A 14,212-nucleotide genomic window follows, 5' to 3' on the forward strand; every position below is an offset into this window, starting at 1 on the left:
TTCATTTGATTTATGCAAAAGAGAGATTTTATAATAGAGATAAGAATAGTAAGTGAATTGTGAAACATAGGAGGTTGGAAGATGATGAGAAGGTGGGGGATGAGCACGGCGCTTATCCATGATCAGCATGCTTCGGAGAGGAAAACGGGTGCTGTCGCGCAGCCGATTGTACCGGCAGTTGCCTATTCGTTTGGAAATCTTGAGGCTGCCGCTGATACAGTGGCCGGGAGAAAGGACGGCATTTATTATGGCCGTTATGGGAATGAGACGCTGCGCGCGTTAGAAGATAAAATGGCGGCGCTTGAGCATGGCGAAGCAGCTCTCTGCGTAGGATCGGGAATGGCAGCCATCTCGACTGCGCTGTTTAGTGTCTTACAAAATGGTGATCATCTCATTGTCACAAAAGATGTCTATGGAGGCACGTACCACTTTTTAACGACATTGGCAGCGCGCTGTGGTATTACATACAGTTTAGTCGATTGTACAAATGTCGAAAACATAGTGGAAGCAATGCAGCCCAATACAAAAGCGGTCTATATTGAAACGCCATCCAACCCGGTGCTAACCATTTTGGATATTGAAGCAATTGCGCAAGTGACGAAGCACTATCAAATTCCACTTATTGCGGATAATACGTTTATGTCACCTTATTTGCAAAAGCCGCTTGATTTAGGGGTGGACATCGTCATTCATAGTGCGACCAAATATTTGAACGGGCATGGGGATGTCGTGGCAGGTGCGATTGTGGCGAGTGCGGAACGCATCCAGTTCATGCGCCAACAAATCATGGGTGACTTAGGACAAGTATTGAGCGCGTGGGATGCATTTTTAATCTTGCGGGGGATGAAAACGTTAGGTGTCAGAATGGAAAAACATTGTCGCAACGCGGAACAGATTGCAGCCTTTCTAGAGGCGCATCCGATGGTAGACAAAGTCTATTATCCAGGTCTCCAATCACATCCACAGTATGAGATTGCACAAAAGCACATGAACGGCATGGGTGGGATCGTATCGTTTGAAATGAAAGGGGGAGGCGAGGCGGCAAAAACGTTCTTGGATACTTTGCAATTGGCGATGATCTCCTTCAGCTTGGGGGATCCGGAAACGCTTGTTCAGCATCCAGCGACGATGACGCATTCGTCGATACCTGAAGCGGAAAGGGTGGCGGCAGGTATTACAGATGGTTTGATCCGTCTTTCTGCGGGGCTTGAGGATATAGAGGATATTCTGGAAGATTTAACGCAAGCATTCAATCAAGTAAACGAAGTAAACCATATAGAACGGAGTGCATACGCATGGGCGAAATAACAAACTTGACACCGGTAACGATGTATACCATTACGGCTAAACTGATGACGCATATCGTGGACATCGTCACAACTCGATTTGGAGAAGAAGGAAAGGCTAGCATACAAGCAGGTGTTCAACAGGTCGTAGATGAACAATCTACCGAATTGAATGGTCAGTTGACAGAAAACATGCTATTTTCATTCGACAAACTGTTTGATGATGGTAAAATTGAGACAGCGTTTCTTGCATACAGTGAAGCGCAAAAGCAAGCAGGCAAAGAACCATGGACGATGTTTGCGATTATGGCGAAGTTATTTGCCCAAATTGCAAAAGCGATCGTAGAGCGTTACGGCAAAGAAGAAGGGGAAAAAGCAATGATGGATAGTGTCGGTGCATTCGGCGAGGAACGTGGCCGAGACATCGCGCGTCGTGCCGCTGCCGTCGGGAAGCCGAATACGATGGATCATTATTTGTCCAATTATGATATGGGCCGCAGTGACCTGTTTGAATATGAAACACTATTCCATCCGACTGAAATTGAACAAACGTTCACGAAATGTGCCTTTGCAGAACAGTGGAAAAAAGATGGGATGGAAGACTTCGGGATTTTGTACTGCCATATGATCGATCCATCGATTGCGAAAGGATTCAATCCGAATTTTGAAGTGATTCATGATCAATACGTGTTAAAAGAAGGCGTCTGTCATTTCCGATTTCAAATGAAAGAGGAGGACGAAACGAAAGTGGAGGTTAGTCGATGATCAACCAAGAACGATTATGGAACCGCTTAGAGGAACTAAGTGAATTTGGAAAACAAGCAAGTGGCGGAATTACCCGTTTCTCTTTTACGGAAGAAGAGAAGAAAGCGAAAGCATTGGTCGCTTCTTATATGGAAGAGGCGGGGATGACAGTAAGAGAAGATGCTGTCGGGAATTTGATTGGCCGAAAAGAAGGGCAGCGGAAGGATGCACCCGCTGTTCTGATCGGTTCACATATCGATACGGTTCCGGATGGCGGACGGTTTGACGGAGCGCTTGGCGTCATCGCAGGGATCGAAGTGGCTCAAACTTTGCATGAGCAGCAAATCCAGCATGATCATCCAATCGAAGTGTATGCCTTTACAGATGAGGAAGGGAGTCGCTTCGGTTTCGGAATGGTCGGCAGCCGTGGCCTTGCGGGTATTTTGACGAGCGAGGAGTTGCAACACCGCGATGCGAATGGTGTGTCGATTGCAGAAGCGATGAAAGAAGCCGGATTCGATCCGGAACAGTATAAGGATGCAGCGAAAGAGCCAGCTACCGTTAAAGGGTATGTGGAGTTGCATATTGAACAGGGCCGCGTCCTTGAGCAGCGGGGACTTGCAGCGGGGATCGTCTCAGGAATTGCCGGTCCGCATTGGATGAAATGGACCATCGCCGGAGAAGCCGGTCATGCGGGTGCGACACCAATGGCGATCCGCAAAGATCCACTCATGGCAGCAGCGGAAATGATGCAGTTTATAGAAGCGGAAGCGAAAAAATATCCGAATGCCGTAACGACAATCGGACAGATTTCCGTGAAGCCGGGCGGGGTCAATGTCATTCCAGCTGAAGTGGAATTTACACTCGATCTTCGCGATATCGATGAAAAGACCCGCGATCAGGTTGAAGCAAGCATAACAGCTCATGCGCAGGAAGTAAGCCGTAAACGGGCTGTCGAATTGAGGCTAGAAACCATGCAGCGGGTTGAACCGGTTCCTTGTTCAGAATCGATTCAAAATGTTATCCAGAAGGCGTTTAACAAAGTGGATGTTGAACCTTTCCAATTGCCAAGCGGCGCGGGACATGACGGCATGCAGTTTAAGGATTATTGCCCGATCGGAATGATTTTCATCCGTTCCAAAGACGGAATCAGCCATAATCCGGCTGAATGGAGTTCAATAGAGGACTGTGGAAAAGGTACGGAAATCTTATACGAAACCGTGTTAGCGCTTGCTATTGAATAAACGAAAAAGGGTGCTAGATCCTAATGGATGTAGCACCCTTTTTCATAAATATGTTAAGCGCCCATAAATGCTTTGATCGCATCGATTAAACTGTAAAGACCAAGGCCTGTACAAATTAAGGCGACGACACCACCAAGGATATTGGCTTTCAAAGAGTTTGTATATTGGCCAAGACGTTTTTTGTTATTCATGAAAATCAATAACAAGATCGCGATGACTGGCAATAAAATACCGTTCAAAGCTTGTGCGAAAAGCAATACATCCAGTGGATTGAATCCAAGACCGGAAGAAATGATTCCGATGGCCATGATCGTAATGAATACAGTTTTAAATCGCTTGTCCTTCATACCGTTTTCCCATTTCAAAACGCTACTTACCGTAATCGCTGCTCCAAGCGGAGACGCGAGCGCAGAAGAGAAACCAGCCGCAAATAAGCCAAGACTCATGAACACTTTCGCCCAATCGCCTAATATTGGCTGAAGTTGAACAGACAAATCAGCAGCACTTGATACTTCCATACCTTGGATCATCGCACCTGCCGTGATCAAAATCGCTGCTGTAATAAAACCGCCAATACTGATAGAGATGATCGTATCCCAACGTGCTTCTTTTAAATCGGACGGCTTATTCCAACGTTCTTGCACCATCGTGGAATGCATGAAGAAGTTGTAAGGAACGACCGTTGTTCCGATAAGCGCGATAACCATAATGATGGAACCGGAAGGCATAGATGGAATGAATGCCCCTTTGAATAATTCACCTAAATCCGGTTTTGCGATAATCATAGTGGTAATGAATGTAAAACTCATCACGACGATAAGGGTAATCATAACGCGTTCAATCAATTTGTAACTACCGCTCAAACCAAGAAATAGAATAATAACCCCGACGATTGGACCAAGAATATTTGAAGGAATTCCAGTTAGTGTCGTAATTCCGAGTGAAGTGCCGAGTAGGTCCCCTGCCATATAAGCTGCACAACCGACACTAATGGCAATCATGACAAGCCACATCGAACCGTATTTTAAGATCGGATTCGTGAATTGTTCCCGAACTGCATCACCGAGGCCTTTCCGAGTGATGATCCCCAGTCGCGCGGTCATTTCTTGCAAGACGATCGTTGCGATAATCGAGAACAAAACTGCCCATAAAAGTGCAAATCCGAATGAAGCCCCTGCACGTGTTGCGGTCGTGACCGTACCAGGTCCGATAAAGGATGCAGTAATGATTGCCCCTGGGCCTATTATTTTAAGTCTATCGATGAAAGATTTTTTTTCTTTAGACATGTTTGCGTTTACATTTATATCATCAATACGTGTCATTTCTTTTCCCCCATTTCTCTCCACATTCCCTTTGCCGTAGTTTGTAAAATTCAGTCATCCTGGAGGGAAAGATACCTGTAACAAGTCTTGTTGTTACAGGTATAGTTCTCAGGCATTGGATTGTGGATGCTCATTTACTCCAAGTAATTATATACGGTTTGCTTTGAAACACTGAGCACTTTTGCAATCCGTTCGGTGGAACCTTGAATGAGGAAAGTACCCTTTTCTTCTAGGTTCTGAACAAATCGGATTTTATCCTCTCTCGACATTTCCTGAAGTGGAACGCCTATCTCGATAAGTGCCGTGTTGATTAAATAATCAAAGACTTCATCAATATTTTTTGCGTAGGATTCGTTTGAATGATGGTCGGCGTGATTGAAATCCGTCGTGGAGGAAAAATCTTTAATAATTTGATTGACCAATGAAAAGGCCGTGATATCAAAGTTAATCCCCAAAAAGCCAATCACTTCCGAACGATCATTTCGGATAAAGGAAATGGACGTTTTAACGAGTTTGCCTTCCTTTGTCCGCGTTGTGTAGCCGAGTTTATCTTTTACTTGATCGCCATGTTGCCGCAACTCTTTTAAGATAACTTCAGTTGTCGGTGCCCCGAGTTCTCTTCCCGTCAAAGTCCCTTTTATATAGATGAGAGACGCTTGGACGTCGTGCAAATCATGCACGACGACTTCGCAGTTGCTGCCGAATGTGGCATAGATCATATCGGCAATCGGCTTATAGCGATCTAGAATTTTGAGATTTTCATCATGTGTAGTTTCCAACGTTATCACCTGTTTCTTTAAAAATCATTTGGAAGATTATTTTAATTCTTCCTGTTATTGTAGGGGATAACGATAGTGCCGGCAAACATTATTTTTGCTCAGCTTTGTTTGCAATAACACCAGCAAGTGCATAGAGCACAACTGTTGAAACAAAGTGTGCTGAATTTTGGTTTGAATCTTGTTGTGGATAAACCTCCACGAAGTCCATACCGATGACACCTTGTTTACAAATTTCATGCACAAGTGTGAGCAATTCGTAAGAAGTCAATCCGTTTCCGTCAACAGGTCCGCCTGGGTTAAATGCAAAGTCGAGGACGTCACTGCAAATGCTCAAGTAGACACAATCCACGTCTTTGCTAGCCATTGCATGCAATTCGACTGCTAGCTGTTTTAAATCCTTGGCGTTGCGGATATCGTTTACTGTGACTGTTACAGCGCCGGCCTCTTTTGCATTGCGCCCAGCTTGAGGCTCATTACGAGGTCCGTGAATGCCTGTGTGGATAATGCTTTCATTTCTGACGCCTTCTTGCTCGTAAAGTCGAGCGAATGGACTACAACGTGCATATTGGTCACCGTTATGGGATGGCAAGTTATCATAATGCGCATCGAGGTGAATGATCCCTACTTTTTTGCCTGATTCGGCAAGCGCTTTCACGATCGGGAAAGTTACCCCGTGATCTCCGCCCAAGCCGACAAGGAATTTTCCGCTATCCCAAAGTTTACGAGTGAAATTAGTAATGCGTGTCATTGTTTCGTCGACATCTGCAGGTACAACATCGATATCACCGATATCTCCCAGTTTCATATGTTCAAATACGTCAATATGGTCAAGTTCAGGTAAATAGCCGCTGTATCGGCCAGATGTGAGACGCATTACTTTTGGTCCGAGTTCACAGCCTGTATAGTCGCCCCATGTGACTGCACCTTCCCAAGGAATTCCGTAAACAACCGCATCAATACCTTCGAAAGACTGTTCTTTGGAGATATTTTTTGCACCGAGGAAGCAAGGCGTGTTTCCGTATAAAGTAGTAGTCATATATGTTCAAACCCTTTCGCAATAGTACTAGTATTTTGTCAATCCATAACTGAATCGTACTCGCTTTTTTAAAAAAAGTCAAATTGATTTTTGTGATTTTTAAAGATTAATTATGATGGACGCATTGGGTTTACGTCTTAAAATTGCCTGAAATAGCCTTTGGAGCTTGTTTTATCTATTGTTTGTAGGGTGAGAAGAAGTTTTAAAAAAATTAAAAGTTACTGCCGACCTTAAGAGTGTCTTTAATAATTTTACAAGTTCGGGGAGATGTTTTCTCGGCCATTTTCCTTATACGGAAAATTTATGTCTGGGTGTTTAGAAGGAGGAAATAAATGGGGAATGCGATTATTTGAGGTGTTATTGATCAATCGCCCTGTAGTTTATGATAAACTTACTCATAAAAATAATTTCTAAACAATTAAGGAGTGCTCATCAATGAAGTTTGAACCTTCGTTAAAAATGTCCATTTTTGAACCTGCTATTTTCGCAGACTTGAAAGCGGCAGCCGAAGCGAAAAGAGCGACGGGTGCAGAAACGGTTGACTTAAGCCTTGGAAGTCCCGATCTGCCACCGGATGAAAAAGTGAGACAAGTATTAGCAGAACAAAGCGCTCAAGCAACTACATATGGCTACACGCTTGGCGGTACAAAACGGTTCCATGAAGCCGTTGCCAATTACTATAAACGCCGTTCGGGTATAACGCTCAATCCAGAAACGGAAATCATTCAAACGATGGGATCCCAAGAAGGTTTGGTCCATCTGCCACTCGCTTTTTGCAATGAAGGGGATATCGTTTTGACGACAAATCCCGCTTATGTAGCGTACGAAGCAGGTATTAAGTTGGCAGGGGCGGTTCCATACGAAATGCCGTTGCGAGCGGAAAACGGCTTTTTACCTGATCTGGATGCCATTCCAGAAGACGTTGCACAACAGGCGAAGATCCTTATTTTAAATTTACCGGGAAATCCAGTTCCAGCCGTTCCGGATGCACAATTCTTTAACAAGGTCGTGGCGTTTGCAAGGAAGCATAATATTCTTGTTCTCCATGACGCGGCTTACTCGGAATATTACTTTGCAGGCGATTCGCCGATCAGTTTCCTGTCGACGCCAGGCGCAATGGAAGTCGGAGTGGAAATCAATTCATTGTCTAAAAGTTTCAGCCTTGCAGGCGCCCGTATTGCCTATATTGTCGGCAATGCAGAGGTGATCCGTATTTTTAAAGAGTTGAAATCGAACTTAGATTTCGGGACATTTGGACCGATTCAGGAAGCGGCCGTAACAGCGCTTGATCATGCAGAAGAAATTACGGACCGTTTACGTCAGGAGTTTTCGGTGCGTCATCATGTATTGATGAACGGCTTGAAGGAAATTGGCTGGGAAGCAGCACCTTCGACTGGCGGCATGTTTGTATGGGCGAAATATCCATTTGATATGGAAGATAAGGAATTCGTCTTTAAAGCAATCGATCAATGCGGTGTTGTCATGGTGCCCGGAAGTATCTTCGGGACAGAAGGAAAAGGGTATGTTCGATTGGCGCTCATCCAAAGTGTGGAAGACTTGCAAAAAGCTGTTGAACAACTAAGCAAACTAGAAGTTTTTATGAAAGATTAAATGAATGGCCTGTATAAGGTTAGGAAGGACATGTGTGTATGTGTCCAACCTAACTTTTTTTTAGCCCGCAATAGCTCGCCAATCATTTTCGCTTGGATGCATTTAAAATAAGTCGTTCAATTTATATTGGGTTTACATTTGTTTAGTAAGATGTGTTTATCAAAAAAAGATTGATTGGAGTTCTGTATATTGGAAAAGAAACAAGGCGGTTTAAAGCCGTTTTTCACACTTATTTTATCTACAAAAATCCCCAAGCTGGCACTCATTGTTGGTTTAACGGCAAGTGTTCTCACTACGCTAGCCGGGCTAGTTGTTCCGTTGCTGACGAAAAATTTAGTAGACGGTTTTGAAGTTGCTTCTTTAAGCATTCCGCTGATGATTGGGATTGGGGCGGCCTTTATCGTTCAAGCAATCATTAACGGGATTTCCATTTACTCGCTCAGTTATGTGGGACAAAAAGTGGTGGCTCGGTTGCGCGATCGGATGTGGACAAAACTGATCCGCTTGCCTGTCAGCCATTTTGATAAGGAAACGAGCGGTGAAACGGTCAGTCGTGTTGTCAATGATACGGGAATCGTGCGGGAGTTGATTTCACAACATTTACCACAATTTATCACAGGCATCATTTCGATTATCGGTGCGGTGACGATTTTACTTATCATGGACTGGAAAATGACGCTTATTATGTTAATTTCTGTGCCGATTACAGTCGCTATCATGATTCCGCTCGGCACGAAAATGGCGAAGATTTCGCGGGGGTTGCAAGATGAAACAGCGGTGTTTACGGGCCATATCCAACAGACGCTCGGTGAAATCCGCTTAATGAAAGCATCCAATGCCGAACAGAATGAAGAGGCGAAAGGATTAGCCGGTATTGGGAAATTGCTTGGATTTGGATTGAAGGAAGCCCGTATTACGGCGCTGATCGCGCCACTTATGTATTTAGTTGTCATGGTAGTCATTGTCATGATCATCGGCTATGGCGGGATGCGTGTGGCGAATGGAACGATGACAACAGGTGCACTTGTTGCATTTTTGCTCTATTTATTCCAGATCATTTTTCCAATCACCTCTTTTGCCATGTTCTTTACGCAACTGCAAAAAGCGAAAGGAGCCACAGAGCGCATCATCGATATTTTGGAATTGCCGTTGGAAGAAGGGCAGGATGGACTGGAAATGGATATCGCCAACAAACCGGTTCACGTTGCCAATGTATCTTTCGCTTATGAAGCGGACGAACCGGTGCTGAAAGGCATCTCCTTTGAAGCACAACCTGGTGAAATGGTCGCTTTTGCCGGTCCGAGTGGCGGCGGCAAGACGACAATGTTCGGATTGTTGGAACGCTTTTATGAACCGACGGCAGGGGAGATCCGAATCGACGATACGCCAGTCAAAGCGTTATCGATGGCGTCCTGGCGCAGTCAGATCGGTTATGTCTCACAAGAAAGCGCCATGATGGCCGGCACAATCCGTGAAAACTTATGCTACGGCTTGAAAGAGATGGAAGACATTACAGACGAACGGTTATGGGAAGTCGCGGGAATGGCCTATGCCGATGAATTCATCAAAACTTTCCCGAACGGATTGGATACTGAAGTAGGGGAACGTGGTGTGAAACTGTCAGGCGGTCAAAGACAACGGATCGCCATTGCCCGTGCCTTTTTGCGAGATCCGAAAATATTGATGATGGACGAAGCGACCGCAAGCCTCGACAGCCAATCGGAAGGTGTCGTCCAAGAAGCACTCACGCGATTAATGGAGGGACGCACAACATTTGTTATCGCCCACAGGCTATCCACAATTGTCGATGCGGATAAAATTATCTTCATTGAAGATGGGCAAGTGACGGGTATGGGAACCCATCAAGAATTGACGCAATCCCATGCATTGTACCGGGAATTTGCGGAGCAGCAATTGGCGTAATGAAATATAGTACCCCTCAGGGTAACAATAAAACCAATTGAACACATAAAAAAAGTGCCGAATCATCGATATTTGGCACTCTTTTTAAATAGGGTCAAACCTTCAAATAAGCCCCTGTAAATGAATTTTCATTCGCTGCAATTTCCTCTGGCGTCCCTTCGGCAACAACCCTACCGCCTGCTTCACCGCCTGCCGGTCCGATGTCGATTACCCAATCGGAAGCTTGGATGATGTCGCTATTATGCTCGACAATGATAACGGTGTTGCCGGCATCGACGAGTTTGTTCAACAGGACTAATAGCTTCTTTACATCATTCGGATGGAGGCCTGTGGACGGCTCGTCCAAAATGTAAAGGGTGTGGCCTGATGCCGGCTTGCTCAATTCGCGGGCCAGTTTCAGCCGTTGCCCTTCACCGCCTGATAGCGTTGTGACAGATTGGCCCCATTGCAAGTAGCCGAGTCCGACATCATTCAATAACTGGACGATTTTGGTGATTTTCTTATTCTCTTTAAATAAAGGTAAACTTTCTTCGATGCTCAAATCGAGGATGCTTGAGATCGTGTACCCTTTGTACGTGACGGCTAGTACTTCATCTTTGAAACGTTTTCCGTGACATACCGGACATGTAACTTCCAAGTCAGGAAGAAAGTGCATATTTACTAGCACATATCCAAGTCCTTCACAATTTTCGCATCGCCCTCCCGCTGTATTGAAGGAGAAATGTTTTGGAGTCAATTTTTTTGCCTTCGCTTCCGGCAATGCTGCAAATAAGTTGCGAAGCAGGGTAAAGACTTCTGTATAGGTTCCGATATTGGAACGTTTCATGCGACCCATTGGAGATTGGCCGACTGTGATCATTTTTGTGATCGCTTCAAAGCCGGTAATGTCATCGCAGCCATTGTAGTGATTCTTTGTTGTTTCATTGGCGGAAAGGACATCAAATAGCAGTGTCGATTTGCCTGATCCTGATACACCGGTGACGGAAATAAGGCAACCGAGTGGGAATGAAACATCGATGTTTTTCAAATTATGTTTATGGGCATTATGGATGGTCAATTGTTGACCTGTCCCTTTCCGCCTGTTGTTTGGAACGACTGTGTCATTTTTGATATAAGCACCTGTCACAGAATCAGGTTGCTCTTTTAATGCGTGCAGAAGACCTTCTCCGACAATTCTTCCGCCTAAACGGCCTGCGCCTGGTCCCATATCGATGATGTGGTCGGCCTCCTCCATAACGGCGACATCATGTTCGATGACGAGCACCGTATTGTCCAAGTCACGGAGCTGTTTCATCACTTTCACTAAGCCTTGTGTATCTTTCGGATGCAAGCCTGTCGTCGGTTCGTCCAAGATGTAGAGCACGCCCGTCAGTCCCGAGCCAAGAATTGATGCCAACCGCAATCTCTGTGATTCACCGCCGGATAATGTGACGGCTTGTCGGTCGAGGGAAAGGTAGCCGAGCCCTACATCTATGATGCGTTGCAATTTGATCGTTAAATCATGCAGAAATGTCTCGACCATTTGACGGTTTTCTGCGGTCAGTTTCTGATCGACTTGCCGAAGCCATTTCATCATGTTTTCGAGGGAGTATTGGGAAACATCGGCAATGGAAGTTCCGGAAACATTGACGAGCAAGCTTTCTCTTTTCAAGCGTCGCCCTTCGCATTCCGGGCATGTTTGCTCGTAGAAAAATTCTGCTTCCCCGGAATTCCCTTCTTTCTCTTTGTACCTTCTCCACATTCCGGTGATGACCCCTTCGAATTTCCCTTTCGTAACGCTTTTCGGCGGCTTGATATCTGGGAAATGGGAAGCGAATCGTTCATCTTCAGCGCCATAATAAAGCAAGTCGCGTTGAACTTGTGTGTAGTCTTTCAGTGGGGCGTGAATATCAAAATCAAAGCCGTAATGTTTGGCAGCGGCTTGCAAAATATTGCTTTGATACGTATTGTACGTTTCGAACCAAAATGTGATGGCGCCGTCCATGATGCTCAGTTCCTCATTGAAGACGGCTTCGAGATCGATATTGGCGACTGTTCCCATGCCGTCACAAGTCCCGCAAGCCCCATCCGGTGTGTTGAATGAAAAATGGGATCGTGTCAATTTCAGTTGCCGATGGTCACAATGGGGACAATCGATGAATTGGTCGAAGCTAAACGGCTCCTCCTCGTTGGTAATGACTTCATTTGTCGGTGGTATGATTGTCCCACAGTTTTCACAAGGGCGTTCACCGATTTTTTCGTAGATCAATCGCAAATACGTGTACATATCGGTGACTGTGCCGACCGTCGAACGCGGATTGCGGTTCGTGACATGCTGCCCGATACTGATGGAAGGGGAAAGCCCGATAATCGAATCGACATTCGGTTTGCTAATGGCGTCCGTTGTCAAACCGCTGGACTCCATATATTGCCTTTGACACTCCCGTTGCAAAATATCCATCGCAAGAGTGGATTTGCCGGAGCCTGACGGACCTGTCAGCACGACAAATTGATGTTTTGGAATATCAAGTGAAATGTTTTTCAAATTATGTTCGCGTGCGCCATTGATTCGAATGCTGTTTTTCAAGATAAAGTTCCCTCCAATTCAGTGGATCTCTCTATTATCATACATGAGGCAAATGATAAAGTTACCCGGGAATTAAACCGTATAAAATCATCATTGGTATTTAACTTGATTCAGCAGAAGTCCCCCACTTCCATAAGTGGCGGGATGGATGCCAGAAGGCATTTCAATCAGAGGGAGTCCAAACTCCCTGTAGCTGACGCTTCGCTTTCAGTACAAAAACATTTGCTGATTAGAGGAACTCAGGCTAAGTTCGCCGCGTCCTGAATGAAAGTGCCTTAATTTCCGCAAATAAAACGCAGAAATACGGCAAATCAAACCCTTCGCTGTTTGATTGGCAACGCCTGAGTGACCAACATCCTGTTGGCCCAAGCCTCCGGCGGATGTCACAGATTTTGAAGGGTAGGGGTATCACTTAACCCATTTTTCGGGGTGTTACACCATTCATAAATGAACCGAATCATCACTTTCGTGAAATCCACGAGCTGTTCAATGCGGACTTTTTCATTTACTGCATGCGCGTTTTGTAAGTCTCCTGGACCGTAAATGACGGTTTGAATTCCTGCATCTCCAAGCCATCCACCATCGGTAACGGTAGGGGAGTAATCGACAATGGCTGGGATGTTCAATTGGGATTCGTGACAACGTGACAATAATTGGACGCCGGGCGCTTCCGGGTCTATTTCTAATGAAGGGAAGATCTCACCCTTGTCCTCAATCATCGACGTCCCACCCCATTCAAATATCGGTGGATTATCGCGTAGCCAACTATCGCTTTCGGCGACTTTACGTAAATGCATTTCGACTTCTTCTGCTACTTGTTCATGTGTTTCATCGGGATAAAAATGAACGGTAATCCACAATCGACATTCATCCGCGATAAAAGCTGGATGTCTGCCACCTTCAATGACGGCAGGGTTAATGGTTGAGGAGCCGGCTGGGAATCCGGGGTAACTTTTCATAACAGCCCAATGTCGTTCCAAGTCTTGTAATCCAGCAATCATTTTCATCATCTTTTCTATGGCGCTTGCACCGTGAAGACCACCACCTGCGTGAATCATACTTCTTCGCGTAGCGTCATGATGTGTTGTTGGGCTTTTGATCGTCACCCATCCGGTGATGACGCCGCCTTGCCCTTGGATATGAAGATCGGATGTATCGACAACGACCGCGAAATCGGCAGTATAGCCCCTTTGCGTACACGCTAGTGTTCCGGCTTCGCCTACTTCTTCACCAATTACAGATTGGAAAATCAAATCGCCTGCAAGTTCGAGGTTGGCCTCTTTCAATAATTGAATGGCAAACAGGGAAGCGGCTAATCCGCCTTTCATATCTGCCGCACCTCGTCCGATCAAATGTCCGTCCTGAATCGTCGGTTGAAAGGGGCTTGTAGCCCATTGCTCCTGTACGTCAATTTCAGCTACATCGACATGCCCGTTAATGATAAGGCTATTATGTAGTTTGGCATCTGTCCCTTTTAGTAAACCTACAACGTTCGGATCATTAGGATACACATCCCACTGGTCGATTGCAAAGTCCAGTGTTCTTAAAAAGTTAGCAATAAACTCCTGTGCTTCTTTCGTGTTCCGCGCTGGCGGGCTTGGCGTTTCAAACTGAATCAGCGTCTTTGCAAGATGGACGAGCTCATCTTGTCGTTCTTCCACTTGTGCAATGACTTGCTCAATTGAGCGCATAAATAATCCT

The 14,212-nt window shown here is 45.4% G+C and carries 10 protein-coding genes; 5 read left to right on the forward strand and 5 right to left on the reverse strand.

Going from position 1 to position 14,212, the window contains the following annotated elements; all coding sequences use genetic code 11:
- Positions 1–81 precede the first annotated feature (81 nt).
- Genes MHZ95_RS06915 through MHZ95_RS06925 form a run of 3 tightly spaced genes read left to right on the forward strand, consistent with a single transcriptional unit; the run spans position 82 to position 3,274 of the window.
- Positions 82–1,308, forward strand: a complete 1,227-nt coding sequence (locus MHZ95_RS06915; protein ID WP_239389873.1) for a trans-sulfuration enzyme family protein — start codon at positions 82–84, stop codon at positions 1,306–1,308.
- Positions 1,296–2,051 (forward strand): L-2-amino-thiazoline-4-carboxylic acid hydrolase, encoded by a 756-nt coding sequence (locus MHZ95_RS06920; RefSeq protein WP_239389874.1) that lies wholly within the window; start codon positions 1,296–1,298, stop codon positions 2,049–2,051. Before MHZ95_RS06915 ends, MHZ95_RS06920 begins: the two co-directional genes overlap by 13 nt.
- Positions 2,048–3,274, forward strand: coding sequence for a Zn-dependent hydrolase (locus tag MHZ95_RS06925; RefSeq protein ID WP_239389875.1), 1,227 nt, complete (start codon positions 2,048–2,050; stop codon positions 3,272–3,274). The genes MHZ95_RS06920 and MHZ95_RS06925 overlap by 4 nt, the downstream gene beginning before the upstream one ends.
- Positions 3,275–3,327: 53 nt before the next feature.
- On the opposite strand, the gene MHZ95_RS06930 is transcribed toward MHZ95_RS06925, so the two are convergent.
- The 3 genes from MHZ95_RS06930 to MHZ95_RS06940 all read right to left on the reverse strand — a co-directional run bounded on the left by MHZ95_RS06930 (position 3,328) and on the right by MHZ95_RS06940 (position 6,411).
- Positions 3,328–4,596 (reverse strand): Nramp family divalent metal transporter, encoded by a 1,269-nt coding sequence (locus MHZ95_RS06930; RefSeq protein ID WP_239389876.1) that lies wholly within the window; start codon positions 4,594–4,596, stop codon positions 3,328–3,330.
- 134 nt (positions 4,597–4,730) lie between these two features.
- Positions 4,731–5,375, reverse strand: coding sequence for a helix-turn-helix transcriptional regulator (locus tag MHZ95_RS06935; RefSeq protein WP_255726631.1), 645 nt, complete (start codon positions 5,373–5,375; stop codon positions 4,731–4,733).
- Between the two features lie 88 nt (positions 5,376–5,463).
- Complete coding sequence (locus tag MHZ95_RS06940; RefSeq protein ID WP_239389878.1) at positions 5,464–6,411, reverse strand: agmatinase family protein; 948 nt, start codon at positions 6,409–6,411, stop codon at positions 5,464–5,466.
- Between the two features lie 435 nt (positions 6,412–6,846).
- Between MHZ95_RS06940 and MHZ95_RS06945 the strand changes: the two genes are divergently transcribed.
- Together MHZ95_RS06945 and MHZ95_RS06950 are read left to right on the forward strand one after the other, a co-directional pair.
- Positions 6,847–8,022, forward strand: a complete 1,176-nt coding sequence (locus MHZ95_RS06945) for an aminotransferase class I/II-fold pyridoxal phosphate-dependent enzyme (protein WP_239389879.1) — start codon at positions 6,847–6,849, stop codon at positions 8,020–8,022.
- A 189-nt stretch (positions 8,023–8,211) separates the two neighbouring features.
- The gene (locus MHZ95_RS06950) at positions 8,212–9,945 is read left to right on the forward strand and encodes an ABC transporter ATP-binding protein (RefSeq protein ID WP_239389880.1); all 1,734 of its coding nucleotides are present in this window, start codon (positions 8,212–8,214) and stop codon (positions 9,943–9,945) included.
- A gap of 94 nt (positions 9,946–10,039) precedes the next feature.
- Here the strand turns inward: MHZ95_RS06950 and uvrA are convergent, their stop codons facing one another.
- Entirely contained in the window at positions 10,040–12,511 is a 2,472-nt protein-coding gene (uvrA, locus tag MHZ95_RS06955; protein WP_239389881.1) for an excinuclease ABC subunit UvrA, read from the reverse strand.
- Between the two features lie 383 nt (positions 12,512–12,894).
- Positions 12,895–14,202 carry an acetylornithine deacetylase gene (locus tag MHZ95_RS06960; RefSeq protein ID WP_239389882.1) on the reverse strand — a complete coding sequence of 436 codons (1,308 nt, stop codon included), beginning with the start codon at positions 14,200–14,202 and terminating at the stop codon, positions 12,895–12,897.
- Between the last annotated feature and the right edge of the window lie 10 nt (positions 14,203–14,212).

The organism is Sporosarcina sp. ACRSM, assembly GCF_022346545.1.
GTDB lineage: Bacteria > Bacillota > Bacilli > Bacillales_A > Planococcaceae > Sporosarcina.

What these genes read in the sequence shown, in the direction of transcription:
- MHZ95_RS06915 (WP_239389873.1), top strand. Translation starts at nt 82, where the DNA reads ATGATGAGAAGGTGGGGGATGAGCACGGCGCTTATCCATGATCAGCAT.
- MHZ95_RS06920 (WP_239389874.1), top strand. Translation starts at nt 1,296, where the DNA reads ATGGGCGAAATAACAAACTTGACACCGGTAACGATGTATACCATTACG.
- MHZ95_RS06925 (WP_239389875.1), top strand. Translation starts at nt 2,048, where the DNA reads ATGATCAACCAAGAACGATTATGGAACCGCTTAGAGGAACTAAGTGAA.
- MHZ95_RS06930 (WP_239389876.1), bottom strand. Translation starts at nt 4,596, where the DNA reads ATGACACGTATTGATGATATAAATGTAAACGCAAACATGTCTAAAGAA.
- MHZ95_RS06940 (WP_239389878.1), bottom strand. Translation starts at nt 6,411, where the DNA reads ATGACTACTACTTTATACGGAAACACGCCTTGCTTCCTCGGTGCAAAA.
- MHZ95_RS06945 (WP_239389879.1), top strand. Translation starts at nt 6,847, where the DNA reads ATGAAGTTTGAACCTTCGTTAAAAATGTCCATTTTTGAACCTGCTATT.
- MHZ95_RS06960 (WP_239389882.1), bottom strand. Translation starts at nt 14,202, where the DNA reads ATGCGCTCAATTGAGCAAGTCATTGCACAAGTGGAAGAACGACAAGAT.